The following is a 23,559-nucleotide window of genomic DNA, read 5'->3' on the forward strand; positions in this document are numbered from 1 at the left end:
ACAACCTTATTGGCGAATATGTTCCGGAAAATGAAATCGCGTCCATAAGACTGGCACTGGCGTCGACTTCGATGCTGGCAGGACGTCTGCCAAGGTACGGAACAATGGTCGCGGTTCCGTTGACCGGCGAGCGGACCGGACTCATCGTAGAAACTCGAATCAAACGACATCACGTTCGCCATGCCGCTCCGAGCCGATCACTTGTTGAACCGTCACTTCCCCCCCATCGAGCACGCTTACTCGCTGCGCGATACCCAGATCTATGCCCTCGGTCTGGGCATCGGGGCCGATCCGCTCGACGCAAGGCAATTGCGGTATGTCTACGAGGGCAGCGACCGTCAGTCGCTGCGTGCGTTTCCGACGATGGCGAACGTGCTTGCCTACCCCGGCTTCTGGGCACGCGAACCGGATACGGGCATCACCTGGCAAAAAATCCTGCATGCCGAGCAGGAGATCAGGATCCACGCACCTTTGCCGGCCATGGGGCGCATTAACGGCACGACGCGCATTACCGGGCTGTGGGACAAAGGTCCCAGCAAGGGCGCATTTTTGCAGCAGACGCGCGAGATCACCGAAGCGCAAACGGGCCGCGCGCTGGCGACCGTCGTGCAACTGAGCCTGTTGCGCGCAGACGGTGGCTTCGGCGCAGGCGGCAGCGCCGATGCGCCGCCCGCGCCCCATGCGATGCCCGACGGCGCGCCCGATCATGTATGCGATCTCGCGACACCCGAGCAGCTTGCGCTGATCTACCGCCTGAGCGGCGACCTGAATCCGCTGCATGCCGACCCCACCGTCGCCGCCGCGGCCGGCTTTCCCCGTCCCATTCTGCACGGCATGGCCCTGATGGGCGTAGCGGCGCACGCGGTGCTGCGCACCGTGCTCGATTACGACGACGCGCGCTTCGCGGGCATGCGCGTGCGCTTCACGGCGCCGGCGTGGCCGGGCGACACGCTGCGTACCGAGATGTGGGTGCGGGGCAACACGGTGTCGCTGCGCGTAATCGCCATCGAGCGCGACGTAGTGGTTTTGAATCATGCGCGGGTCGACCTGCGCTGACCAATTTGTTCTTAGGAGAAGCACATGGATCTCGGTTTAACCGGCAAGGTCGCCATCGTCACCGGCTCGGCGCGCGGGCTGGGCGCCGCCACGGCGCGGCGTCTCGCACAAGAGGGCGCGAAGGTCGTCATCACCGACATCAACGCCGAACTGGCGCAAGCCACCGCTAAGGGGCTGGAAAACGAAGGACTGGCCGCGCACTGCATCGTGGGTGACATCACGCGCGAAGCCGATGTCCAGCGTCTTGTCGATGAAACCGTCGCCCATTTCGGTGGCGTGCACATTCTCGTGAACAACGCCGGCGCGCCGCGCGACAAGTACCTGGTGAAGATGAGCGCCGACGACTGGGACTTCGTGATGAACGTGATGCTCAAGGGTGCCTTTCTGGCCGCCCGGGCCGTCATGCCGCATTTCATCGACCAGGGCTGGGGCCGGCTGATCAACATCAGCTCGCGCGCGCACCTGGGCAACCCCACGCAAGCGAACTATTCCGCTGCCAAGGCAGGCCTGATCGGCATGGCCAAAGCGCTGTCGATGGAGGAAGGCCGCTACGGCATCACTTCGAACTGCGTCGCGCCAGGCTTCATGGATACGGAAATGGTGCAGGCGCTGCCGACCTACGAAACGATCAAGGAGCGCGCCGTGTCCGCCCAGCCGATCAAGCGCGCCGGACGCCCGGACGACATCGCGGACGCGGTGGCCTTCCTCGCCAGCGAGCGCGCGGGCTTCATCAGCGGTGAAGTGCTGCATGTGACGGGCGGACGCTACGGCTGATCGCGCGACGCAAGATCAAGAAACGATAGCTGCCAGCGCATGACAGGCGAGCGATGGCGGCGGAACATTGATGACATTTAAGAGGCATTCGAAATGAAACGAGCAGCCATCGTCTCCCCGCTGCGCTCCCCCGTGGGCGCGTTCGGCGGAGCGTTGAAGGGCGTTCCCGTCGAGGAACTCGGCGCCAGCGTCGCGCGCGCCATCGTGGACCGTACCGGACTCGATCCCGCCCGCATCGACGACGTCGTGTTCGCGCAAAGCTATGCCAGCGGCGAGACGCCATGCACCGGACGCTGGGTGGCGCTGCAGGCGGGCTTTCCCATCGAGGTGGCCGGCATGCAGCTGGACCGGCGCTGCGGCGGCGGCGTGCAGGCGCTCGCCACGGCGGCGATGATGGTACAGACCGGCGCGGCCGACGTGGTGATGGCGGGCGGCGTGGAAAGCATGAGCCAAGTCGAGTACTACACTACCGACATGCGCTGGGGCAAGCGCGCCGGCACGGTGAAGATGCACGACCGTCTGGACCGCGGCCGCGAACGTTCGCAACCGGAGAGCCGTTTCGGCCGCATCAGCGGCATGATCGAGACCGCCGAAACGCTGGCGCGCGAGTACGACATCACGCGCGAGGCATCCGACCGCTTCGCCGCGCGCAGCCATCGGCGTGCGGCCGCCGCGCAGCAAGCCGGGCATTTCGATGCGGAGATCGTTCCCGTCGCGGTGCCGCAGCGCAAGGGCGATGCGCAGATCGTGAAGCAGGATGAAGGCGTGCGTGGCGAGACGACGCCGGAGAGCCTCGCCAAGCTGCGCAGCATCATGAAGGAAGGTGTCGTCACCGCGGGCAACGCCTGCCAGCAGAACGACGCCGCCGCTGCCTGCCTGATCGTGGCCGAGGACAAGCTCGACGAGCTGGGTCTCACGCCGATGGGCTGGCTGGTCGGCTGGGCCGCCGCGGGCTGCGACCCGGCGCGCATGGGTATCGGTCCCGTACCCGCCGTACAGAAAGTACTTGCGCGCACCGGTCTGACGTTCGACCAGATGGACCTGGTCGAGCTCAACGAGGCCTTCGCGTGTCAGGCGCTCGCCTGCGTCAAGGGATGGGGCAGCTCCATGGAAGCGCTGGAAGAAAAGCTCAACGTGAACGGCTCGGGCATCTCGCTGGGCCATCCGGTGGGCGCCACGGGCGTACGCATCATGAGCACGCTGCTGCACGAGATGCAGCGCCGTCAGGCCCGTTATGGACTGGAGACGATGTGCATCGGCGGCGGCCAGGGCATCGCGATGATTTTCGAACGCGCCTGAAGGCAGGAGACCGATCATGAGCAACTTCGAAGCCGGCCACTCATCCAGCCACATCTGGCAGCCGGGCGAGCGCGAACTGCAGAACGCCGGCATCGTCAAGCTGATGCGCGCGCTGGACGTGCCTTCATATGACGAACTGATGCGCGTGTCTATTTCGGAGCCCGAGCGCTATTGGCAAACCGTGATGCGCGAATGCGCAATCGCATGGGATGTGCCGCCGACCGGCTATGCCGACCTCTCGCGCGGCCCGCAGTTTCCGAGCTGGTTTCCCGGCGGCAGGCTCAACTGGGTCAACACGATCTATGCATGGGCCCGCCATCCTGCGACATCTGGGCAAAACGCCGTGGTGGCCGAACGCGAAGACGGCAGCGTGAGCACACTGACCTACGCGGAACTGGAGCAGCGCGTGCGCGATTTCGCGGCGGGCCTCGCGCTGCATGGCGTCAAAGAGGGCGACCGCGTCGGCCTGCTGATGGAAAACGGCATCGAAGCGACCGTCTCGCTGCTGGCCATCGTGCATCTCGGCGCGCTGGTCGTGCCGCTGTTCAGCGGCTTCGGCGTCGACGCGATCGTCGCGCGCCTGTCGGCGGCCGAAGCACGCATCGTGATCGCGTCCACGGGTTTTGCGCGCCGCACCAAGCGCGTGAACGTGGAAGATGCGCTGCGTGATGCATGGCGCCAGTTGCCGCTGCTCGAACACGTGATCTGGAAACGCGCCGAGGGCGAAACCGCGCAGGATGCGCGTGACCTCGACTGGCAGGAAACCGCGACTACGGCAAAGGGGCAAGGCACGGATCCGGTTACCGTCACGCCCGACACGCCGTTCATGGTGATCTACACATCCGGCACCACCGGCAAGCCGAAGGGCGTGGTGCACACGCACGGCAGCTTCCCCATCAAGATCGCGCACGATTCGCTGATTCACTTCGACGTGCATCCCGGCGATGTCTACTGCTGGCCTGCCGACATGGGCTGGATCGCGGGCACGCTGGTGCTCGGCTGCGCGCTGCTGCGCGGTGCGACGCTGGTGTGCTATGACGGCGCGCCCGATTATCCCGACTGGTCGCGCATGTCGCGCGTAGTCGAACGCCACCGGGTCACGCACTTCGGTTCGGCCCCCACGCTGATTCGCGGGATGGCCAGCCACGAAGAGCTGGCTCTGAAGGGCGACCGTTCGACCATCCGCCTGCTGATCACGGCAGGCGAAGGCATCGCGCCCGAGCACTTCAACTGGTTCCTGCAGCGCTTCGGCGACGGCACGGCGCCCGTCATCAACTACACGGGCGGCACCGAGGCTTCCGGCGCCTTGCTCGCGAGCGTGCCGATACGTCCGATTCCACCGAGCGGCTTCAACACGGTGTCGCCCGGCGTCGCCGCGGACGTCGTCAATGCCGATGGCCAGAGCGTGACGGGCGTGGTCGGCGAACTGGCGATCCGGGCACCCTTCGTCGGCATGACGCAATCGTTCTGGCGCGACGACGAGCGCTATCTGGAAACGTACTGGCAGACCATTCCCGGCATCTGGGTGCATGGCGATCTTGCACTGCGCACGCCCGAGGGCAACTACTTCATGATGGGACGCTCCGATGACACGCTCAAGGTCGCCGGCAAGCGCCTGGGACCGGCCGAAGTGGAAGAAGTCGTGCTGGAACTGTCCGACGTATCCGAAGCCGCCGCAATCGGCGTGGCCGATGCCGACAAGGGCCAGAAGCTCGTCGTCTTCGTCGTGCCGAAGCCCGGCTCGGGCGTCGCCGAGGTCGATCTGGAGGCGATCGTCTCGGGCCATGTCGACAAGCGCCTGGGCCGGCCGTTCCGCCCCGGCCACGTGCATGTCGTCGCTCAACTGCCGAAGACACGCAGCTCCAAGATCATGAGGCGCGTGATTCGCAGCGTGTATTGCGGGCTGCCGCCGGGCGATCTGTCGTCGCTGGACAATCCGGCCGCGCTCGAAGAAGTTCGCACGGCGGCGAACGCAGGCTGATTCGTGCAGTGTCGGAACCCGGGCCGACGCTGGCCGCGCGAGCCCGGGCAACGCTCACCTGCCGGGACATTCAACGAAACGTGAACCACACATGAAAGTACTCGAAGGCATCAAGGTCCTCGATTTCGGACGCTTCATCGCCGGGCCGTTCTGTTCGGCGCTGCTGGCCGACTACGGCGCCGACGTGATCCGCATCGACCGTGTCGGCGGCGGCGAAGACCGCTTCATCGTGCCCGTGACCGAACAGGGCGAAGGCGCGCTGTTCCTGCAGGTCAACCGCAACAAGCGCTCCATGACGCTCGACCTCGACAGTCCCGAGGGGCGCGATATCGTGCGCAAGCTGGTGGCCGATGCCGACGTGGTGATCGCCAACATGCCGCCACGCACGCTCAAGAGCCTGGGTCTGGATTACGCAAGCCTGTGCGAGGTCAAGCGCGACATCATCCTCGTCGCCTCCAACGCGTTCGGCAACAGCGAGGCCGTGCGCGACCGCGTGGGCTTCGATGGCGTCGGCCAGGCGCTGAGCGGCGCCGTGTACATCGCGGGCACGCCTGACCGGCCGCAAAAGGCCATGGTGCCCGTGGTGGACTTCGCCACGGCGTTTTCCTGCGCACTCGGTGTCATGCTGGCGCTCTACGAGCGTCAGCGCAGCGGCATGGGTCAGGAAGTCACCGCTTCGCTGCTGTGCACGGGCCTGAACATGGCGAGCGGCGCGCTGATCGAGGAAGCATTGCTCGGCCTGGACCGCCAGGCCACGGCGAATCGCGCGTCGGGTTATGCACCTTCCGACATCTTCAAAGCCAGGGACGGATGGTTCATCACCCAGGTCATCGGCCGGCCGATGTTCAAGCGCTGGACTCAGCTGGTTGGCCAGCCGGAACTGCTCGACGATCCGCGTTTTGCCGACGATACGCTGCGTGGCGAAAACGGCGAGATCCTGAGCGATCTCATGAGCCGATGGTGCGCGGACAAGACCCAGGCCGAGGCGCTGAGCGCGCTGGAAGCGGCGCGCATTCCGGCCAGCCCGGTCAACTCGCCGCGTCAGGTGCTGGAAGACGACACCATCAAGGCCGCCGATGTGATCCACTGGATGGATTACCCCGGCGCACCGAAGAAGGTGCCGATCTTCGCCACGCCCGTTTCGCTTTCACGCACGCCGCCGGAAATCCATACGCGGCCGCCGCTGACGGGCGAGCATACCGACGAGATTCTGGCGGGGCTCGGCCTCGATGCGCAGAGTGTCGCCGATTTGCGATCGCGCAAGATCGTCTGACCGGCCGCATGTCATGCCGGTGGCCGGCGCGTGTCGACGATCCCTCACTCGGCCCGCGTGTCTCCAGGCTGATCGAGCAGTTGCTCGATCAGCGCGCGTGCGATCGGATTCAACTCACGACCGCGTGCCGTCGCGATCTGCACGCGCCGAACGGCCCACGGCTCCGTCAGGTCCAGCACGGCAACACGGCTGAACAGTTCATGACTCACCAGGCATTCCGGCTGCACCGTCACACCGAGCCCGGCCTGCACCAGACTGACGGCCACGCCTGCGCTACGGACGCCGTATCGCGGCTGAAACGCTCTGCCGAGCCGACCCGCAGCCGCCTGGATCGCGCCGAGCATCGCGCCAACCACGATCAGATTTTCCTCCAGCAGATCCTCGATCGTGACGCTCGCGCGTCCGGCGAGGGGGTGTCCCTGCGGAACGACGGCAATCAGGCGATCCTCCCGGTACGGCGTCACGTCGACACCGCCGAGATCGAGCTTGTGCGCAGCCGCGAATACGCCGACATCGGCCTCGCCGCGCGCGACCGCCTGCACGACTTCGGCATTCTCCAATTCGCTGATCACGAGATCCACGAGTGGATACTCGCGCTGGAAGTCGCCTACTTCACGCGCGAGAAACGGCACGATGATCGATCGCGCCGACGCGATCGTCAGCTCGCCGCGCATGCCGTCGGTGAACGTTGCGATCTCCGCGCGCATGCCGTCGAGGTTATCGAAAATCCGGCGGATATAACGGACGAGGACCTCGCCCGCGGGACTCGGCACAACCCCCTTCGGGCCGCGTTCGAGCAGTTTGATTCCCGCAACGTCCTCGAGATCCTGAATGCGCTTGGTCGCCGTCGATGCGGCCACGTTTTCGCGAATCGCCGCCAGCCCGATCTGCTGTTCCTCGACCGCCGACAAGAACAGCTTCAAGGTGAGCAGATCGACCTGCCGGATCAGATGCAGGCGATTGAAAGTACTCATGTCTCCCTCATGCACGTCTTCGTGACGTTGTCGGACCCTGCGGCCGACATAGCGCGCCGCGCGGGATCCGTATCGGGATTATCTTACGAGATGCGACCGGCGACAGCCTAGCGGCTCGAATCGAGCAACGTTTCGAGCAATGGGTTATCGGCACCGATGTCCCGTGCCGCATGCAAAGGCGGCGCGCGCTTGCCGTCGAATGACAGCGGCAGCCCGACCAGTCCGATCTCGTCGTCCGCCGGTTTTTCGATAATTCCGAGCGCATGCGTCTGCGCATGCTCGAGCACTTCCGCCGTCGTCTGGATCGGCGCCACGGGTATCCCGGCCGCCTGGAGCTTCGCCTGCCAGGTCGCGCGGGAATTGGTCGCCAGGCGCTCGCCGATCAGGCGATCGATCGCCGTCCGGTTCTTCAGCCGCCCCGCATTGGTCGCGAACCGGTCGTCGAGCGCCCACTCGGGGTGATCCAGCGCCGCGCACAGCTTCGCGAACAGCGCATCGTTCGCGGCGCTGATGATCAGATGGCCGTCGCTCGCCGAGTACGCGCGATGCGGCACGATGAACGCGACGCCGGAGCCGTGCCGGCCGCCCATATCGCCATCGGCGCTGTAGTTCGCGATATTGACCGTCATCCATGCCAGCGCTGTTTCCAGCAGCGATCCGTTGACGGTCGCGCCGCAATGCTTGACCTGACGGCGATACAACGCCGACAGGATCCCGATTGCCGCCCACAAGCCCGAGCCGAAATCGACGATCGACACGCCGGCGCGAACCGGCGCCTGCCCGTCCTCGCCGGTGATGCTCATGATCCCCGAAAACGCCTGCATCAGCGGATCGTAGCCGGGCAGCGTGTTCATCGGCCCGAGATGGCCGAATGCACCGATCTCGCAGTAGACGAGTTCCGGCTTGGTTACGCGCAGGCTATCGGCGTCGAGCCCGTATTGCGCGCTCGAGCCCGGCCGCAGGTTGTGGAGGAACACGTCCGCATGCTCCGCGATCAGCCGATGCAGCGTCGCGAGTTGCTCGCGATCCTTGATATCGATCGAGACCGCGCGCTTGCCGCGATTCAGGCCGTGGTAGGCGGCACCGCTGCCCTTCCACTCGCTCGGCCCCCAGCCGCGTGCCGAATCGCCCGTAGGGCGCTCGACCTTCCACACCTCGGCACCCAGCGCCGCCAGGATCCTTCCGGCGAACGGCGCCGACGCGCTGTCGCTCAGTTCGACCACCACGACACCCGACAGCGGCAGATCGCGCAACATGTCAATTCTCCTGATCCAGTACGTTTCGAGATTGCGGCACGGTATCCGTCTCGGGCGCATGGACGCCGCCGGAGCGCAGCATCCCGTCGATTTCAGCACGGCTGAAGCCATACTCCGTCAGCAGCGCCACCGAGTGTTCGCCGAGCCGTGGCGCCGGATGGCGAAGTTCCGGCACACTCTCGCTCCATTCCTGCGCAATGCCGAGCGTGCGGATCCGCCCTTCGGACGGGTGATCCTGCTCCGCGAAGAAGCCGACCGCTTTCATGTGCGGATCGTCGATGACCGTCTCGGGCGTATTCATCTCGATCACCGGAATGTCGGCTTCGGTCAGCGTGCTCACCCATTCGGCCGTGGTCCGCGTCTCGAAGACGTCTGCGAGAAACGCGTACAACTGCGCGATATGCTCGGTGCGTCCGCCGATGTTGTTGAAGCGCGGATCTTCGGCCATCTCCGGATGCCCGGACAGCACGAAGAAGCGCTTCCAGTGATGGTCCGCGTACACGTTCACGCCGATGTAGCCATCGCGCGTGCGATACGGACGGCGATCCGGATTCATCATCCGCGCATAGCCCCAGTCGCCGATGGGCGGCACGAATGTGTGTCCGTACAGGTGATCGCCGAGCACGAAATGCGCGAAGGTTTCCATCATCGGCACGAATACCTGCTGGCCGATGCCGGTCTTCTCGCGCCGGTACAGCGCCATGGCGACTGCATTGCTGGTCGCCATGCCTACGACACGATCAGCGACTGCCGTCGCGACATAGGCCGGCGGCCCGCTCTTGCGGCTCTGCAGCACCGGCATGCCGACCGCAGCCTGAATCAGATCGTCGTAGGCCGGGCGCGTCGCATAGGGGCCGTTTTGCCCGAAGCCGAATGCGCCGCAGTAGATGATGCGGGGGTTGAGCTTGCGCACATCCTCGTAGCCGACGCCGAGCCTCGCCATCGTATGCGGACGCATGCTGTAGAGCAGCACGTCGGCCGCTTGCGCCATGCGCTTGAGCGCGGCGATGCCGTCCGGATGCTTCAGGTCCAGCACGAGGCTGCGCTTGTTGCGATTCAGATGCAGGAAGATCGGCCCCATGCCGGGATTGCGGCTGGGTCCGATGTTGCGCGTGGTGTCGCCGTCGCGCGATTCGATCTTGCACACGTCAGCGCCCATGTCCGCCAGCAACAGCGATGCATACGGGCCCATAAAATTCGACGTCAGGTCGAGTATGCGCACACCGTCCAGTGGTCCGACCATGTCAGCCTCCATCGACGAGGTGGTGGTTCAGCTTATTCACGATGTCTCCTCCGTGAATGAACGGCCTTCAGGATGACGTCAGGATGACGCTAGTACGAACACAGGCAGCTTCTGTGCGCCACGCTGCACGAACCGGACTTCGACGCGCTGCCCGATCCGGATCGCTTCGGGTGCTTCGTCTATCTGCGCGAAGAGGTAGTAGCCTTCGTCCATCCGGATGAAGCCGACCGTGTACGGCGCGATCTCGGCCCACACGGGTGTCGGCCCACGTAGAACCGTGCTGTGAGAATAGATCTCGCCGCGGCCGGACGACTCGATCCAGTCGAGCGACTTCGCACCGCAGTGCGTGCAGAACGAGTGAGCCGGCCACACGGCTTCGCTGCATGAGGTGCAGCGCTGGAACGTCAGCTTTTCTTCTGCCAGCGCATCCCAGTAGGGTTGCGCATCGAGCAGCCGGTACGGCTGCGGCCAGGAATGTGGCAAATGCGGCGAGTGCGTTTCGGTCATGGAAGTTCTCGATCGGGTATCACGTTGCGGTAGACAGCAGCACCACCGCGCCGGCGGCCAGCATCCCGCCCGCGCCCTGCACCAGCACGGTCTCGGGACGGCGCGAGGGCGCAAGCCCCAGTGCCTTCCCGCGCAGTTGCCGGACGGCCTCGATCATGCTGTCCATGTTGCACGAGATACCGGGTTGCCCGAACGACAGCCAGCCGCCGTTCGTGTCGGTCGGCAGGTCGCCGTCGACTCCGGTTCGTCCTTCGCGATAGAGGTCGATGCCGTGCCCTTTCTTCGCGAACCCCAGGTCCTCCATCACGATCGGCCCCATGTGCGCGAAATTCACCGAGATCTGCGCCATGTCGATATCGGAGGGCGCCAGCCCCGACATCGCATAGGCCTGCCGCGCCGCTTCGGCCGTGGCCGTGGTGGTCAGGTTCGGGAAGGCGCCGAGGCTTTCGTAGCGGCAATGGCGCATGTTCATCCGGTCGGTCAGGTATTCGTGCGTCGTCGCCGATCCGTACCCGAGCAGGTACACGGGATCGCGTGCATGGCGCGCATTCTCCGGCGACGTCACGACGAACGCGCCACCCGTGCCGCCGCCCCACGTCGAACACATCCAGCGGCGCAGCGGCGTCGCGACATAGGGGGACGACAGCACCGTCGCACGATCGATCTCGCCGAACTTCGCCTTCGCCGCGTGCGGATGATGGCGCCCCCAGCGCTGGTTCGCGATCGCGACGTCGGCGAGATCGCTTTCAGTGATGCCGAACTCGTGAAAGTAGCGCTGCGCGGCCTGCGCGTAGAGCGCGGGAATCGTCGGGCCGTACGGAATCTCGAACTGCGGATCGGCATCGGCTTCCGCGCCCATCGCGACCGCGTCGACGAACAACTCGGTCGCGTCGCTCTGCAGGCACAGCACGTATTCCGCGCGCCCCGCCGCGATCATCTGCGAAGCGATGGCAAGCGTGGACGTCAGGCCCGCGCCATGCATCGTCACCTCGCTTGTGATCGTCACCGGCATCTGCATGTGCGAGATGAAGATGTTGCTCCACTGCGAACGCTTGTCGGCCCATGGCGAACGTCCCGTGAACACCGCATCGACCTGATCCTTGCGGATGCCCGCTTCCGCAAGCGCGTCGAGCGTTGCCTCGGCGGCCAACTGCAGCGGATCCTTGCGATTCGCGCGCGATGCATAGGCATCGCCCATGCCGACGATCGCCGCAACTGGACGAGGAGTCATGGCTGCGCTCCTCAGACCTTGAACTCGGGTTGCGCTTCGGCGATCAGCGCATCGAGGTCCGCGCGCTTGCGCAGCATCAACAGACTCCATTCGCTGCGCTGCACGACTTCGCCGCGCTGGTTGTACGCCTGGATCAGCATCGTACCGACGCCGAACTTGTCGTCCTTTTCCTTCTTGGCGATGACCTCGGCGCTCGCGTAGACCGTGTCGCCGATCTTCACCGGATTCAGGAAGCGCATCTTGTCGACGCCATAATTTGCCTGGATCGCGGGGCCGAATTGCAGGAGGCCGGAGATCAGCGAAAACGTCAGCATGCCCTGCACGATGCGCTCGCCCCAGCGCGTTTTCTCCGCATATTCCTTGTTCGAGTGGATCTCGATCCAGTTGCCCGTGAACATGCAGAACATCACGACGTCGCTTTCGGTCACGGTGCGGCCGGGCGAGCGGAACTTCATGCCGACTTCCAGTTCGTCGAGGGGAATGTTGACGCTGTTGTTGATGCCGCTCATGGCGGGGTCTCCTGATCAGTTGAATGGTCGAATGCGGCGCGGCGGCGTCAAGCGCGCCGCGCCGGCGACAGATGGAAAAAGGTTACTGGCGCATCGACTTCGCGATGATCGTGCGCTGGATCTGCGACGTGCCGCCGCCGATCGTCGACTGGATGCTCTCGCGCAGGTAACGCTCCATGTCCGCTTCCGGCAGATTCGCGTAGCCTCCGAGAATCTGCATGCCAGCCAGCGCGCTTTCCTTCAGCGTTTCCGAGCCGTACAGCTTCGCCATCGACACTTCGCGGCTGCACGGCACATGATCGGCTGCCATCCGCGCGGCGCGATAGCACAGCAGGCGCGCGGCGTCGACCTTGGTCTGGCAGTCGGCGAGCATGTGGCGAATCACCTGGAAGTCGTACAGTTGGTGCTCGAACTGAATACGATCGTGTGCGTAACGCGTGGCCGTCGTGACGGCCTGCTGTGCATTGCCCGTATAAGCCGCGGCCACCGCACAACGTTCGAGTTCGAGGTGTTCGGTGATGATTTTCCAGCCCTGCCCTTCCTCGCCCAGCAGCGCATCGGCCGGCACGCGCACTTCGTCGAGGAAGATCTCGGTCGTGCCCGTCGCGTGACGCGACAACGTCGGCAGCTTGTTGATCACCATGCCCGGCGTGTCGTTCGGAATGAGCAGCACCGACAGGCCCTTGTGCTTGTCATCCGTGCTCGTTCGCACCAGCATCGCGATCACGGTGTTCTTCGCGGCGGCGCCGCTGCACCAGAGCTTCTGGCCGCTGACGACCCAGTCGCCGTTGCTGTCGCGACGTGCGCGCGTCTTCGTGTTCGCGGCGTCGGAGCCTGCATCGGGTTCGGAGATGGACACCGAGAAGCGGATCTTGCCGTCGATGAATGGCTGCACGTATTGCTTCTTCTGCGCCGGCGTGCCGAATTTGATGATGTTCATCGCGGTGAACGTCGGCACCAGCACCGAGCACGCGAAGTCGAAGCCGAACTTGCCGAGCCCTTCGGCCATCAGCGAATAGTCGAAGATGTCGCCGCCCGAACCGCCTTCGGTTTCCGGAATCAGGATGCCGAGCCAACCTTGCTGCGCGATTTTTTCATACGCTTCGTACGGGTAGTCGCGGTTCGTGTCGCATTTGCGCACGTATTCGACCGTGATCTCGTTGTCCATGAACTTGTTCACGGTTTCGAGCCACATCGTTTGCGAGTCGTCGAGAAAGTTAGCCATTGTCTTCGCTCCATGTGTTGACGTCTGCTGAAGCAGCCGCATGTTCATCGTGGAACGAGCTTATGACTTCACGCGCCGCAAACCAACTGACCGTTTCTGAAGTGACGATTCGACATATCGAAATCGGCTACGGCCCATACGGCCGCGGCGACGTCACGCGATCGCGCCGGCCTCGCGCAGCCTTTCGAGTTCGATGGCGGTAAATCCCCAGTCGCCGAGCACCTCGTCGGTATGCTCGCCGGGCAGCGCAGGCGCCGACTGGATCTCGCCGGGCGTTCTGCTGAAGCGTGGCGCGGGCGCGGGCTGGACGACGCCGTCGCGTTCGACGAACGTCTGTCGTGCGCGCAAATGCGGATGGTCCGGCGCTTCCGCCAGCGACATGACCGGCGCGATGCAGACATCGCGGCCCTCGGCGAGCGCGCACCATTCGTCGCGGGTACGCGTTCGGAAAATCGCGGCGAACTTCGCATGCATCTCCGGCCAGCGGGAACGATCGTGCTGGTCAGGCATCTCTTCCTCGCGCAAGCCCAGCATCGCCAGCGTATTGCGCCAGAAACGCGCTTCGTTCGAGCCGATGCTGAGCCAGCGGCCGTCGGCAGTCTCGTACACGTTGTACCAGGGCGCACCGGAGTCCAGACGATTGCTGCCGCGCTCGTCCTTCCAGTACCCGCTCGCGAACATTCCGTAGAAGAGCGTCATCAGCGAAGCGGAGCCATCGACCATCGCGGCGTCCACGACCTGCCCCTTCCCCGAGCGCTTGCTCTCGAGAATCGCCGATACCACGCCGAGCGCGAGATACAGCGAGCCGCCGCCGAAATCGCCCGCCAGATTGAGGGGAATCACGGGCGGTCCGCCAGCCACGCCGACCGAGTGCAGCACGCCGCTCAGCGAGATGTAGTTGATGTCGTGGCCCGGCGCCTGCGCAAGCGGCCCATACTGCCCCCAGCCGGTCATGCGGCCGTAGACGAGCGCGGGGTTCGCCGCAAGGCAAGCGTCGGGTCCGAGTCCCAGCTTCTCCGCGACGCCCGGGCGAAAGCCCTCGATCAACGCGTCGGCCTGACCGGCGAGCTTGAGGATCGCCTCGGCCGCTTCCTTTTTCTTCAGATCGAGTGCGGCGCTGCGTCGGCCGCGATTCAGCAGGTTCAAGCGGGGATCGCCGGGCTGACCGCCGTCATAGCCGGGCGGCCGGTCGATACGAATGACATCGGCCCCAAGATCCGACAACAGCATGCAGCAGAACGGCACAGGCCCTACACCACCTAGTTCCACGATCCTGATTCCTGCAAGCGGCCCTTTAGCGTTATGCATCGCGAGTGTCTCCATGGAAGCCTCCGTTCAAGCTTACGCGTGTCAGGCAAGCAGTCCAATTTCGATTTATCGAACCGGCATTTCGCCCCAGTCGAAACCGCTGGTGGGACTATTCCGCGGCCTTCCGAAGTACGGAACCATCGTGCGAGCGGTATTGACGCCAAGCCGATCGAACCGCCACTGTGAACACCATGCCAATGCAATGGCCGCACACGCGGCCTTCGCGTCAATGTTGAATGGAAAGGAGATGCAAAGTGAAGGTACTGGTCCCCGTCAAGCGTGTCGTGGACGCGAACGTGAAGGTCGGCGTCAAATCAGATCAGTCGGGCGTCGACATCGCGAGCGTGAAGATGTCGATGAACCCGTTCGATGAAATCGCCATGGAAGCAGCGGTCCGGCTGAAGGAAGCAGGTGTCGCGACAGAAGTGATCGCCGTGTCGGTCGGCGTCGCGCAGGCGCAGGAAACGCTGCGCACGGCGCTGGCGATCGGCGCGGATCGCGCGATCCTCGTGCAGTCGAACGACGGCGTCGAGCCGCTGGGCGTCGCAAAGGTGCTCAAAGCGCTGGTCGACAAGGAGCAGCCGCAGTTGGTGATCCTCGGCAAGCAGGCCATCGACGACGACTCGAACCAGACCGGGCAGATGCTGGCTGCGCTGGCCGGCTTCCCGCAAGCGACGTTCGCATCGAAGATAACAATCGCCGACGGCCTCGCAACTGTCTCGCGCGAAGTGGACGGCGGCACGGAAACGCTTTCGCTGAAGCTGCCGGCCGTCGTCACGACCGACCTGCGCCTGAATGAGCCGCGCTACGTGACGCTGCCGAACATCATGAAGGCGAAAAAGAAGCCGCTGGAAACCGTGAAGCCCGAAGACCTCGGCGTAGATGTCGCGCCGCGGATCAAGACACTGAAAGTTGCCGAACCAGCGAAGCGGGCGGCCGGCGTGAAGGTGCCGGATGTGAAGACACTGGTCGAAAAGCTGAAGACCGAAGCCAAGGTACTGTGAGAGGGAGCAGAAAGACATGACGATTCTCGTAATCGCGGAACACGACAACGCGTCGCTCAAGGCCGCGACGCTGAATACGGTTGCGGCAGCAGCGAAGATCGGCGGCGACATTCACGTGCTCGTCGCGGGCCACGACGCCCAAGGCGCGGCGGACGCGGCGGCGAAAATCGCAGGCGTTTCCAGAGTGCTGCTGGCCGACGCGCCCCAGCTCGAAGCGGGGCTGGCGGAAAACGTCGAGGCGACCGTGCTGAACATCGCGAAGGATTATTCGCACGTCCTCGCGCCGGCCACTGCGTATGGCAAGAACGTCGCGCCGCGCATCGCGGCGATGCTGGACGTCGCACAGATCTCCGACATCACGAAAGTCGACAGTGCCGATACCTTCGAGCGTCCGATCTACGCGGGCAACGCGATAGCAACGGTTCAGTCGAGCGATCCGATCAAGGTCATCACGGTGCGCGCGACGGGGTTCGATCCGGTTGCGGCCGAAGGCGGCAGCGCATCGGTCGAGAAAATCAACGCAGCGGCGGACGCGGGCAAGTCGCAGTTCGTCAGCCGTGAAGTGACGAAACTGGATCGCCCGGAACTCACGAGCGCGAGCATCATCGTGTCGGGCGGTCGCGGCCTGGGCAGCGGCGAAAATTACACGAAGGTGCTGGAGCCGCTGGCGGACAAGCTGGGCGCAGCGCTGGGCGCATCGCGCGCAGCAGTCGATGCGGGCTACGTGCCGAACGATTATCAGGTCGGCCAGACCGGCAAGATCGTCGCACCGCAGCTCTATATCGCGGTCGGCATCTCCGGCGCGATCCAGCATCTGGCGGGTATGAAGGATTCGAAGGTGATCGTCGCGATCAACAAGGATGCGGAAGCGCCGATCTTCAGCGTGGCCGATTACGGTGTCGTCGGCGATCTCTTCGCGCTCGTGCCGGAACTCGCAAGCGAACTGTAGAGCCACCCGCGCAAGCGCGGACGGACGAGCAACCGTGCGTAACGTGTGCGTGACGTGTACGTAACGCACGATAAAACCAGAGAGGCACCCGATGCACCCGAAGCCCGCATCGCACCGCCCGCCGGCCGGCTCCCGCAATACCGCGCTTCGTCACGCCGTCAGGCGCTTTGAGTCATGAGCCTGGACCTCGAAACCCTCGCGTTCATGGACAAGCTCGCCGCGGTAGCATCGAAGCCACGTCATCAGATGACGCCCGAAGAGGCGCGCGCCGCATTTGCGCAAATCACTACGATCCTGTCCGCCGGCGCCGAGGTACACGCCATCGTTCCACTTGATATCCCCGTCGACGGCGGCATACTCCGTGCGCGCCTCTTCGTGCCGGACGAAAGACCGCAAGCACTGGTCGTGTACTTCCATGGCGGCGGCTGGGTCGTCGGTGGAGTCGACGAATTCACGCCGCTCTGCCGGGAGATCGCTGCGGGAGCGGGTGTCGCCGTTGCGCTTGTCGAATACCGGAAGGCGCCGGAGCACGCGTTCCCGGGGCCGGTACACAATGCATGGCAAGCGACGCAGTGGCTCGCCGCGCAACGGATCGCGTTGCTCGGCGTCGAATTGCCGGTGCTCGTGGGCGGCGACAGCGCGGGCGCGAATCTCGCGATCGCGGTGACGCTGCTCGCCCGTCACGAACGCACGGTGCGACTCAAAGGTCAGCTGCTCGTCTATCCAGTGACCGACTGCACTTTCGATCGACCGTCGTACGTCGCACCGGAGAATCAGCTTCTGACCAATCGCGAGGTGATGATGTGGTATTGGACGCACTATGCGCCAACCGACACGGCCCGACATGCGAGTCTCGCATCGCCATTGCGTGAAGCCGATCTCTCCACATTGCCGGAGGCGATCATCGTCACCGCGGAACACGACGTACTGCGCGACGAGGGTGAAGCGTATGCTCGGCGCCTCGAACAGGCAGGCGTGCCAGTTCATCATCTTCGTGCACAGGGGCAGATGCATGGCTTTCTGATGATGATCGGCGTGCTTCCCGGCAGCCGCCGCGCGCTCGGCTTCATCTGTGAACGGCTCCGCGGCCTCGTCGCGTGATCGCTGCGTCGACGTGCGCTGCTGTCTGACTAACGCGTTTCGAACTAACCCGAGCACATGCATCGGCGACGGCTAGGCGATGCGCATCGTCGCGTGACGCGGCAGCGGCGGGAATACATGCCACGCGCCGTCTTCGTGCTGGAAGAAGCAGATCGCGACGTCGCCCTTCGCCGCCCGGGCATCGATCCTCACGCATCGTCTGCATGCCGCACGCCGCAGAAAGTGAATGCGAAAAGGGATCGCGCCGTTCGGTGTCAGCCAACTCTCGATTACGTCGCGCAAGGTCTTTCTCGTCACGTCCATCACCATCTCCCGCTTCGGCCACCCGCTGCAAATGCGTTTGTCATTGCATTCATCGTGCGACCCGCCGCAACCTAGTGTCAACGGCGCCGATCAACCCGTTCCGTACTTTGACTGCACAACTCGCCAGGTGAATGAGCATCACGAACGTTCATCTCGCGAACGTATGTTTGATTGAGCAAGCGACGGAGCTAATGAGCGCGGCGGCAGCATCTGCGGTGTTCCAAGGGGCCGTCCCCGGTTTGAGCAGACCGATTTCGCAGGATGGTCAAAGTACGGAACGACCGCGCCACATGCATTGCAGCCTTCGATGTTGGCGAGTTCAATGTACGTCGTCATCGTTCAACTCAACTCTGGAATCACACATGCGATACGAAGACTTTCAGTTCCTTCTGTTCGAGCGCCAGGCTGACGGCGTATTGCTCATCACACTGAACCGTCCGGAGGTCATGAACGCGACCAATAACAGAATGCACTGGGAACTCACGCAGGTTTGGGGCGTGGCCAACGATGATCCAACGGTCAAGGCGATCGTGGTAACGGGTGCGGGCGATCGAGCCTTTTCTGCGGGCGGAGATCTATCCGTGGTCGAAGAGATGTCGACCAGTCAAGAAGCAACCATGCGTGTGATGAAGGAAGCCTCCGACCTCGTCTACAACATGCTGGCCTGCGATAAGCCCATCATCTCCGCCATCAACGGAACAGCCGTGGGAGCGGGGCTTGTCGTCGCGCTGCTCGCGGACGTCAGCGTGATGGCGGAAGACGCACGCCTGACCGACGGCCACGCGCGTCTGGGCGTGTCGGCGGGCGATCACGGCGCCATCATATGGCCGCTGCTCTGCGGCATGGCCAAGGCCAAGTACTACCTGATGACGGCGGACTTCGTCGACGGCAAAGAGGCCGAACGTATCGGCCTCGTCTCCTTCTGTGCGCCGCGTTCCAACGTGCTGACCAAATCGCTCGCCATCGCGGCCAATCTGGCGCGCGGTAGCCAGACCGCGATCCGCGCGACCAAGAAGTCGCTCAACAACTGGATGCGCATGGCGGGACCCATTTTCGACAACTCGCTCGCCATGGAGATGTTGTGCTTCCTCAGCGGAGACGTAAAAGAAGGCGTGACAGCAATGCGCGGCAAGCGACAGCCGGACTTTCCTTCAGCCCGGTTACCCCAGTAGGCAGCGGCACGGCGATGCGCGGTGTCAACCGCGCTCGCTCAACTTCCCGCAGGGCGAACCGTGAGCGCGTTCTTAAGCGAGGTGACGCCGGCTACCCTCTGCGCAACCCCGGTAGCGCGGTCGATTTGTGATGAATCCGGCACCGTACCCTGCAGCGTCACTGCACCCTCTTTCGCGCGCACGGTAACGTTGGCGACATCGATATTCTTGTCCTTTGCGAGCGCGGCGCGCACCCTACGGGAGAGCGCCCGGTTGGCGGCTCTTGCAGCCTTGTTCTGCTGCGCAGCGGTGCGAGCCGTCTCGCTCGCGCCTCCGACGGGTGCGGAGGCATCCTGACCGTACGCCTGAAGCGACGCGCCGATTAACATGACACTGACAGCCAGCTTGAATGCCTGAGTTGCCTTCATAGAGTGTTTCCTCCTGTCGAGATGCTGCGCTACTTCCGGGAAGAAGAGCCATTGGATGGTGTTATGTGTCGCTTCGAATAGCCGCCTTCCTCATGCTGGTAATGGCGTGTAACGCTATTTCGACGACGCAAAAAAAGCTCGCCGGGAAGCGATCCATTCCGCAGCGAGCAGTGTTTGATCATAGACGCGCCGCGCCGCGGGTCAACGGACTGCGGCTTTCTGTTCCGTTCTTCGGAAATACGCCAGACGTCTATGTCCGTTGGCCCGATCAGGCAGGCTGGGCCGCCGCTCGCGGCCTTACCATCCAATTGCCGCGAAGCAGCGTGGCTTCGAGGACGTATCCCCCTCTTCTCTTCATGTATTTCAACGGCCAGATTCAAGTTGTCGCTGCGGTTTCGTGCCGAATTTCTCCTCACAGGGTTCGAAGACAACTTCGGCGTCTCGAAGTACGGAATGTTTTGCGGGTCTGCGTTGACGGGCGATGACCACGAGCTTCATTGTGTGCAAAAAAGACGTGACGTGTGTATTCACGAGAACAGCACACGCGCGCAACTTCCGGATGCCTGAGCAATTCGAAAGCGTCACGAGTTTGGAATACATTCCTTACCGACATAACATGGAGACTGGTCGATGAAGAAGCGAATTTTAATCGTTGCGGCACTCAGTTCCTGCGCGGGCATGGCCCACGCGCAAAGCAGCGTGACGTTATACGGCCTGCTCGATGCGGGCTTCAACTACATCAACAACGACGGCGGAAAGTCCAATTTCACGATGACGACCGGCGTGCTCCAGGGCAACCGATGGGGCTTGAAGGGCGTCGAAGATCTGGGGGGCGGACTGAAAGCCATCTTCCAGCTGGAGAACGGCTTTGCGCTCGCCACAGGCTCGCTCCAGCAGGGCGGTCGCGAGTTCGGCCGGCAGGCATGGGTCGGCGTGAGTCACGCCAGGTTCGGCAGCCTCACCCTCGGACGGCAGTACGACTCCGTCGTCGACTACGTCCAGGCGCTAAGCGGCATTCCCTATACCGGCCTCGCGCACCCGTTCGACAATGACAATCTCGACAACGACTTTCGCATCAACAATTCGGTGAAGTACGCGAGTCCCGATTTTCGCGGCCTCAAGTTCGGCGGCCTGTACGGCTTTAGCAACAGTGCCAATACCGGCGCCGCGAACTCCGGTTTCGCGAGCAATCGTGTCTGGAGCCTCGGGGCATCGTATGCTGTTTCGTCGGTCAATCTCGCCGTGGGTTACCTGCACCTGAATTCGCCCAACAGCAACACGGTGGGCGCGATTTCCGGCGACTACATCAACGTAACGCGCACCTCCGCCCTGGGAACCAGCGGGCTGCCCTCGGCCGTGACCAGGGAAGACGTGATAGCCGGGGGCGGCGCGTATTCGTTCAATGGCGGCAGAGTGGCATTCGTCTACAGCCACTCGAAATTCGATTCGGCGACCGACCGGCTCAGCTTCGATAACTACGAAGTCAATGCCAACTACTTCCTCACGCCGGCCCTCTCGCTCGCCGGCATCTATAGTTTCACCGACGGCAAGCTGCATTCGACCGATGCGAGCCCGAAGTATCACCAGGTCCAGTTGATCGCCGACTACTTCCTCAGCAAGCGCACCGACGTCTACCTGCTCGGCGCGTGGCAGCGCGCGGTCGGCGATGCGCCCGTTGCATCGCTCGCTCCGGACACTTTCGGTACGGGCGGGACGGCCGCGCCGGATGCATCGACGACCAAGAACCAGGTGCTCGTGCGGATCGCGATGCGGCACAAGTTCTGAGTATGCCTGAATGTGTCGGCGCACGTGCGCCTAGTTGACTAGCGGCCCTTGCGGGCCGCTTTTTTCTGTACGCTCAGCGCGGCGTCGCCGGCGGCGAGCGACATCGGAATGTAGTCTTTGAGAAAGTCGACGAAGGTCCTGATTTTCGCGTCGAGATACTCGCGCGAGGCGTATAGCGCGTATACCGTCAACTGCTGCAACTGGTACTCCGACAGCACGCGCACGAGTGCCCCGCTCGCGAGCGCGGGCACGGCTGACGACATCGGCAGGGCTCCGATGCCGATTCCCTCTCGCAATGCGCCTGCAAGCGCTTCGGCAATATTCACCTGAAACGTCGTCGGCTTGAGCGCGAGCGTTTCGCGACCGTTGGGTCCGTCCAGATGCCAGCAGTCTCGGGGGAAGACATGCGTGACGATCTGCAAGCAAGGATGTGTCGCGAGATCCTCGACGCATTGCGGCGTGCCGTGATCGCGCAGATATTCGGGAGCGGCGCACAGCACGCTGTGCACCGTGCCGAGCCGCAGCGAAACCAGCCCTGAATCGGGCAGTTCGGCGGGGCTCACCTGGAGCGTGACGTCGTAACCTTCGTCGAGGATGTCGGGCACATGCTGCGAGAGCGTCAGATCGACCGTGACTGAAGGATATTGCTCCTGATAGCGGATAACGCCCGGCACCATGTAGGCCTGCCCGAAGCCCGTCGTGGCATGCACGCGCAAGCGCCCGGAAGGTCGCGCCTGGGCGTCTGCCGCTTCTGCCTCCGTTTCCTCGATGTAGCCGAGAATGTGCTGGCAGCGTTGCAGATAGCGCTGTCCGGCTTCCGTTAGCGCGACACGCCGCGTGCTGCGATTGAAGAGCCGCGTGCGCAAGTGCGCTTCCAGGCTGGATACGGCGCGCGACGCGACCGCCGTGGCGATGCCCATGCGCTCTGCTGCGACGGTGAAGCTGCCCTCTTCCGCCACCCGGACGAATGTGCGCATCGCTTGGAGCCTGTCCATCTTGGGTTCTGTGTTGAGTGTCGAAAAGAAGTCGGTCCGCGAACATGAAGCGGTGATGAGCGCCGCTTGCGGAAGAATCGAGAGAGCCTGATGTTAGCGGAAAGCACCGTTCAAGCCAATCGTCGATCCCCTCTCGAAGCGTTCTTGGCCATGCTGAGGAATTGTCGCGGTCAATTCGATATACGGAACAATATGCATCAAGCGGTTGACACGGGCACGCTTCGCCTTGAGATTGGGCATATGCGAGACCTAAAGAAATTCGGTCTACGCCCTCGAAACAAGGTCAAGAGCAAGCAGATGAAAATGATGTCCTCAGTCCACGCACGCACGCTTCCGATAAACGATTCCCGACCCATGCATCGGTTGAGAAGCGCAGACGGCGTTCTTCTGGCTGGCGACTCGTGGGGCGACCCCAGCGGCATTCCTGTGATTCTGCTGCATGGCGCGGGACAGACACGCCACTCATGGCGCCGGACGGGCATGATGCTCGGCGAGGCAGGCTTCTTCGCCGTCTCATTCGATGCCCGCGGTCACGGAGACTCTGGTTGGCCGCCGGACGCAAACTACAGCCAGCTTGCCATGGTGCGCGATCTGGAAAGCATCGCGTCGTCGTTGGGCATGCTGCGTCCCGTGCTCGTCGGCGCAGCGACGGGCGGTGCGACCAGCCTGCTCGCGGTCGGAGAAGGCTATGTGGACGCGCGTGCCCTCATTCTCGTCAACATTGCGCCGCAAACGGAACCCGCGGGCGTGGCCCGAATCCAGTCATCGCTGCGGCGCGGGTCCAGTCGCTTCGAACCACGCGACGATGCCATCCACTCGCCGACCGCGCTTTGTTTGCGGCCGAGGGACGAGAGTAGCCATCGCTGGCGCTGGGATCCGCATTTCGTTGCATGGCCACGCGATATGGGTCGCCGCCGTCAACGGCTGTGCGCGTCCGCGCGCAAGCTCACGTTGCCTACGATGCTGATGCGTGGCGAACACTCCGATGTGGTGAGCGACACGGGCGTCGCGGAGTTTCTGAGGTTGTGCCCACATGCCGAGTATGTGAACTTGCGGGACGCCGGACACGGAAGCGCTTGGGAAGGCAACGACATATATGGTGAAGAGGCGATGCGATACATCGTGAAGATTGCACAAGCTGAACGGCCGCGTACCCGGCGTCTCTACGACTGCGCGTGACGGCGCCTTACTTGCCTCGCCATTCTGG

Annotated in this window: 22 protein-coding genes; 12 read left to right on the top strand and 10 right to left on the bottom strand. The window is 63.7% G+C overall.

The genetic code is table 11. From position 1 onward, the window contains the following. Positions 1-180 precede the first annotated feature (180 nt). The 5 genes from U4Y90_RS31215 (at position 181) to U4Y90_RS31235 (ending at position 6,383) form a co-directional block, all read left to right on the top strand. Positions 181-1,056 carry a MaoC family dehydratase gene (locus U4Y90_RS31215; protein WP_321800500.1) on the top strand — a complete coding sequence of 292 codons (876 nt, stop codon included), beginning with the start codon at positions 181-183 and terminating at the stop codon, positions 1,054-1,056. Positions 1,057-1,080: 24 nt separating this feature from the next. Then, entirely contained in the window at positions 1,081-1,830 is a 750-nt protein-coding gene (locus U4Y90_RS31220) for a 3-oxoacyl-ACP reductase FabG (RefSeq protein ID WP_321800501.1), read from the top strand. A 93-nt stretch (positions 1,831-1,923) separates the two neighbouring features. Next, positions 1,924-3,129: an acetyl-CoA C-acetyltransferase gene (locus U4Y90_RS31225; RefSeq protein WP_321800503.1), complete on the top strand. Its 1,206-nt coding sequence runs from the start codon at positions 1,924-1,926 to the stop codon at positions 3,127-3,129. Between the two features lie 16 nt (positions 3,130-3,145). Then, positions 3,146-5,110, top strand: coding sequence for an AMP-binding protein (locus U4Y90_RS31230; protein WP_321800505.1), 1,965 nt, complete (start codon positions 3,146-3,148; stop codon positions 5,108-5,110). A gap of 91 nt (positions 5,111-5,201) precedes the next feature. Further along, complete coding sequence (locus U4Y90_RS31235) at positions 5,202-6,383, top strand: CoA transferase (protein ID WP_321800507.1); 1,182 nt, start codon at positions 5,202-5,204, stop codon at positions 6,381-6,383. 44 nt (positions 6,384-6,427) lie between these two features. Here U4Y90_RS31235 and U4Y90_RS31240 read toward each other — a convergent pair whose 3' ends face one another. The 8 genes from U4Y90_RS31240 to U4Y90_RS31275 form a co-directional block, all read right to left on the bottom strand. Further along, positions 6,428-7,357 (bottom strand): LysR family transcriptional regulator, encoded by a 930-nt coding sequence (locus tag U4Y90_RS31240; protein WP_321800509.1) that lies wholly within the window; start codon positions 7,355-7,357, stop codon positions 6,428-6,430. 107 nt (positions 7,358-7,464) lie between these two features. Beyond that, entirely contained in the window at positions 7,465-8,613 is a 1,149-nt protein-coding gene (locus U4Y90_RS31245) for a CoA transferase (protein WP_321800511.1), read from the bottom strand. 1 nt (position 8,614) lies between these two features. Beyond that, a complete protein-coding gene (locus tag U4Y90_RS31250; RefSeq protein ID WP_321800513.1) occupies positions 8,615-9,856 on the bottom strand; it encodes a CoA transferase in 1,242 nt (413 codons plus the stop codon). A 78-nt stretch (positions 9,857-9,934) separates the two neighbouring features. Then, positions 9,935-10,363 (bottom strand): Zn-ribbon domain-containing OB-fold protein, encoded by a 429-nt coding sequence (locus U4Y90_RS31255; protein WP_321800515.1) that lies wholly within the window; start codon positions 10,361-10,363, stop codon positions 9,935-9,937. Positions 10,364-10,382: 19 nt separating this feature from the next. Then, on the bottom strand, positions 10,383-11,594 hold the full coding sequence (locus U4Y90_RS31260) for a thiolase family protein (RefSeq protein ID WP_321800516.1): 1,212 nt from the start codon (positions 11,592-11,594) through the stop codon (positions 10,383-10,385). 11 nt (positions 11,595-11,605) lie between these two features. After that, the gene (locus U4Y90_RS31265) at positions 11,606-12,103 is read right to left on the bottom strand and encodes a MaoC/PaaZ C-terminal domain-containing protein (RefSeq protein WP_321800518.1); all 498 of its coding nucleotides are present in this window, start codon (positions 12,101-12,103) and stop codon (positions 11,606-11,608) included. Between the two features lie 82 nt (positions 12,104-12,185). Further along, on the bottom strand, positions 12,186-13,328 hold the full coding sequence (locus U4Y90_RS31270) for an acyl-CoA dehydrogenase family protein (RefSeq protein ID WP_321800520.1): 1,143 nt from the start codon (positions 13,326-13,328) through the stop codon (positions 12,186-12,188). Between the two features lie 153 nt (positions 13,329-13,481). Further along, positions 13,482-14,636 (bottom strand): CaiB/BaiF CoA-transferase family protein, encoded by a 1,155-nt coding sequence (locus U4Y90_RS31275; protein ID WP_321800522.1) that lies wholly within the window; start codon positions 14,634-14,636, stop codon positions 13,482-13,484. A 254-nt stretch (positions 14,637-14,890) separates the two neighbouring features. On the opposite strand from U4Y90_RS31275, the gene U4Y90_RS31280 reads away from it, so the two are divergent. The 5 genes from U4Y90_RS31280 (at position 14,891) to U4Y90_RS31300 (ending at position 19,165) form a co-directional block, all read left to right on the top strand. Further along, positions 14,891-15,640 carry an electron transfer flavoprotein subunit beta/FixA family protein gene (locus U4Y90_RS31280; RefSeq protein WP_321800524.1) on the top strand — a complete coding sequence of 250 codons (750 nt, stop codon included), beginning with the start codon at positions 14,891-14,893 and terminating at the stop codon, positions 15,638-15,640. A 16-nt stretch (positions 15,641-15,656) separates the two neighbouring features. Beyond that, positions 15,657-16,589, top strand: a complete 933-nt coding sequence (locus U4Y90_RS31285; RefSeq protein ID WP_321800526.1) for an electron transfer flavoprotein subunit alpha/FixB family protein — start codon at positions 15,657-15,659, stop codon at positions 16,587-16,589. Positions 16,590-16,763: 174 nt separating this feature from the next. Then, positions 16,764-17,690 carry an alpha/beta hydrolase gene (locus tag U4Y90_RS31290; protein WP_321800528.1) on the top strand — a complete coding sequence of 309 codons (927 nt, stop codon included), beginning with the start codon at positions 16,764-16,766 and terminating at the stop codon, positions 17,688-17,690. A 226-nt stretch (positions 17,691-17,916) separates the two neighbouring features. Further along, positions 17,917-18,168 (top strand): hypothetical protein, encoded by a 252-nt coding sequence (locus U4Y90_RS31295; protein WP_321800530.1) that lies wholly within the window; start codon positions 17,917-17,919, stop codon positions 18,166-18,168. A gap of 187 nt (positions 18,169-18,355) precedes the next feature. After that, complete coding sequence (locus U4Y90_RS31300; RefSeq protein WP_321800531.1) at positions 18,356-19,165, top strand: enoyl-CoA hydratase/isomerase family protein; 810 nt, start codon at positions 18,356-18,358, stop codon at positions 19,163-19,165. 38 nt (positions 19,166-19,203) lie between these two features. Here U4Y90_RS31300 and U4Y90_RS31305 read toward each other — a convergent pair whose 3' ends face one another. Further along, positions 19,204-19,572 (bottom strand): BON domain-containing protein, encoded by a 369-nt coding sequence (locus U4Y90_RS31305; RefSeq protein ID WP_061178343.1) that lies wholly within the window; start codon positions 19,570-19,572, stop codon positions 19,204-19,206. Between the two features lie 630 nt (positions 19,573-20,202). Here U4Y90_RS31305 and U4Y90_RS31310 point away from each other — a divergent pair. Beyond that, on the top strand, positions 20,203-21,357 hold the full coding sequence (locus tag U4Y90_RS31310) for a porin (RefSeq protein WP_321800532.1): 1,155 nt from the start codon (positions 20,203-20,205) through the stop codon (positions 21,355-21,357). A gap of 38 nt (positions 21,358-21,395) precedes the next feature. Here U4Y90_RS31310 and U4Y90_RS31315 read toward each other — a convergent pair whose 3' ends face one another. After that, positions 21,396-22,352, bottom strand: coding sequence for a LysR family transcriptional regulator (locus tag U4Y90_RS31315; RefSeq protein WP_321800534.1), 957 nt, complete (start codon positions 22,350-22,352; stop codon positions 21,396-21,398). Between the two features lie 297 nt (positions 22,353-22,649). Here U4Y90_RS31315 and U4Y90_RS31320 point away from each other — a divergent pair, with 297 nt between their 5' ends. Continuing rightward, the gene (locus U4Y90_RS31320) at positions 22,650-23,531 is read left to right on the top strand and encodes an alpha/beta hydrolase (protein WP_321800536.1); all 882 of its coding nucleotides are present in this window, start codon (positions 22,650-22,652) and stop codon (positions 23,529-23,531) included. The last annotated feature ends 28 nt before the right edge of the window (positions 23,532-23,559 follow it).

Origin of the sequence: Caballeronia sp. J97 (genome assembly GCF_905220305.1) — a bacterium.
Lineage (GTDB): Bacteria > Pseudomonadota > Gammaproteobacteria > Burkholderiales > Burkholderiaceae > Caballeronia.

Bases quoted from the DNA above. Each gene is read 5' to 3' on its own strand.
- U4Y90_RS31235 (WP_321800507.1), top strand. From the start codon at position 5,202: ATGAAAGTACTCGAAGGCATCAAGGTCCTCGATTTCGGACGCTTCATC.
- U4Y90_RS31295 (WP_321800530.1), top strand. From the start codon at position 17,917: ATGCGAAAAGGGATCGCGCCGTTCGGTGTCAGCCAACTCTCGATTACG.
- U4Y90_RS31310 (WP_321800532.1), top strand. From the start codon at position 20,203: ATGAAGAAGCGAATTTTAATCGTTGCGGCACTCAGTTCCTGCGCGGGC.
- U4Y90_RS31270 (WP_321800520.1), bottom strand. From the start codon at position 13,328: ATGGCTAACTTTCTCGACGACTCGCAAACGATGTGGCTCGAAACCGTG.
- U4Y90_RS31290 (WP_321800528.1), top strand. From the start codon at position 16,764: ATGAGCCTGGACCTCGAAACCCTCGCGTTCATGGACAAGCTCGCCGCG.
- U4Y90_RS31265 (WP_321800518.1), bottom strand. From the start codon at position 12,103: ATGAGCGGCATCAACAACAGCGTCAACATTCCCCTCGACGAACTGGAA.
- U4Y90_RS31250 (WP_321800513.1), bottom strand. From the start codon at position 9,856: ATGGTCGGACCACTGGACGGTGTGCGCATACTCGACCTGACGTCGAAT.
- U4Y90_RS31215 (WP_321800500.1), top strand. From the start codon at position 181: ATGCCGCTCCGAGCCGATCACTTGTTGAACCGTCACTTCCCCCCCATC.
- U4Y90_RS31260 (WP_321800516.1), bottom strand. From the start codon at position 11,594: ATGACTCCTCGTCCAGTTGCGGCGATCGTCGGCATGGGCGATGCCTAT.
- U4Y90_RS31320 (WP_321800536.1), top strand. From the start codon at position 22,650: ATGAAAATGATGTCCTCAGTCCACGCACGCACGCTTCCGATAAACGAT.
- U4Y90_RS31245 (WP_321800511.1), bottom strand. From the start codon at position 8,613: ATGTTGCGCGATCTGCCGCTGTCGGGTGTCGTGGTGGTCGAACTGAGC.
- U4Y90_RS31220 (WP_321800501.1), top strand. From the start codon at position 1,081: ATGGATCTCGGTTTAACCGGCAAGGTCGCCATCGTCACCGGCTCGGCG.
- U4Y90_RS31230 (WP_321800505.1), top strand. From the start codon at position 3,146: ATGAGCAACTTCGAAGCCGGCCACTCATCCAGCCACATCTGGCAGCCG.
- U4Y90_RS31300 (WP_321800531.1), top strand. From the start codon at position 18,356: ATGCGATACGAAGACTTTCAGTTCCTTCTGTTCGAGCGCCAGGCTGAC.
- U4Y90_RS31305 (WP_061178343.1), bottom strand. From the start codon at position 19,572: ATGAAGGCAACTCAGGCATTCAAGCTGGCTGTCAGTGTCATGTTAATC.
- U4Y90_RS31225 (WP_321800503.1), top strand. From the start codon at position 1,924: ATGAAACGAGCAGCCATCGTCTCCCCGCTGCGCTCCCCCGTGGGCGCG.
- U4Y90_RS31315 (WP_321800534.1), bottom strand. From the start codon at position 22,352: ATGGACAGGCTCCAAGCGATGCGCACATTCGTCCGGGTGGCGGAAGAG.
- U4Y90_RS31240 (WP_321800509.1), bottom strand. From the start codon at position 7,357: ATGAGTACTTTCAATCGCCTGCATCTGATCCGGCAGGTCGATCTGCTC.
- U4Y90_RS31275 (WP_321800522.1), bottom strand. From the start codon at position 14,636: ATGCATAACGCTAAAGGGCCGCTTGCAGGAATCAGGATCGTGGAACTA.
- U4Y90_RS31285 (WP_321800526.1), top strand. From the start codon at position 15,657: ATGACGATTCTCGTAATCGCGGAACACGACAACGCGTCGCTCAAGGCC.
- U4Y90_RS31255 (WP_321800515.1), bottom strand. From the start codon at position 10,363: ATGACCGAAACGCACTCGCCGCATTTGCCACATTCCTGGCCGCAGCCG.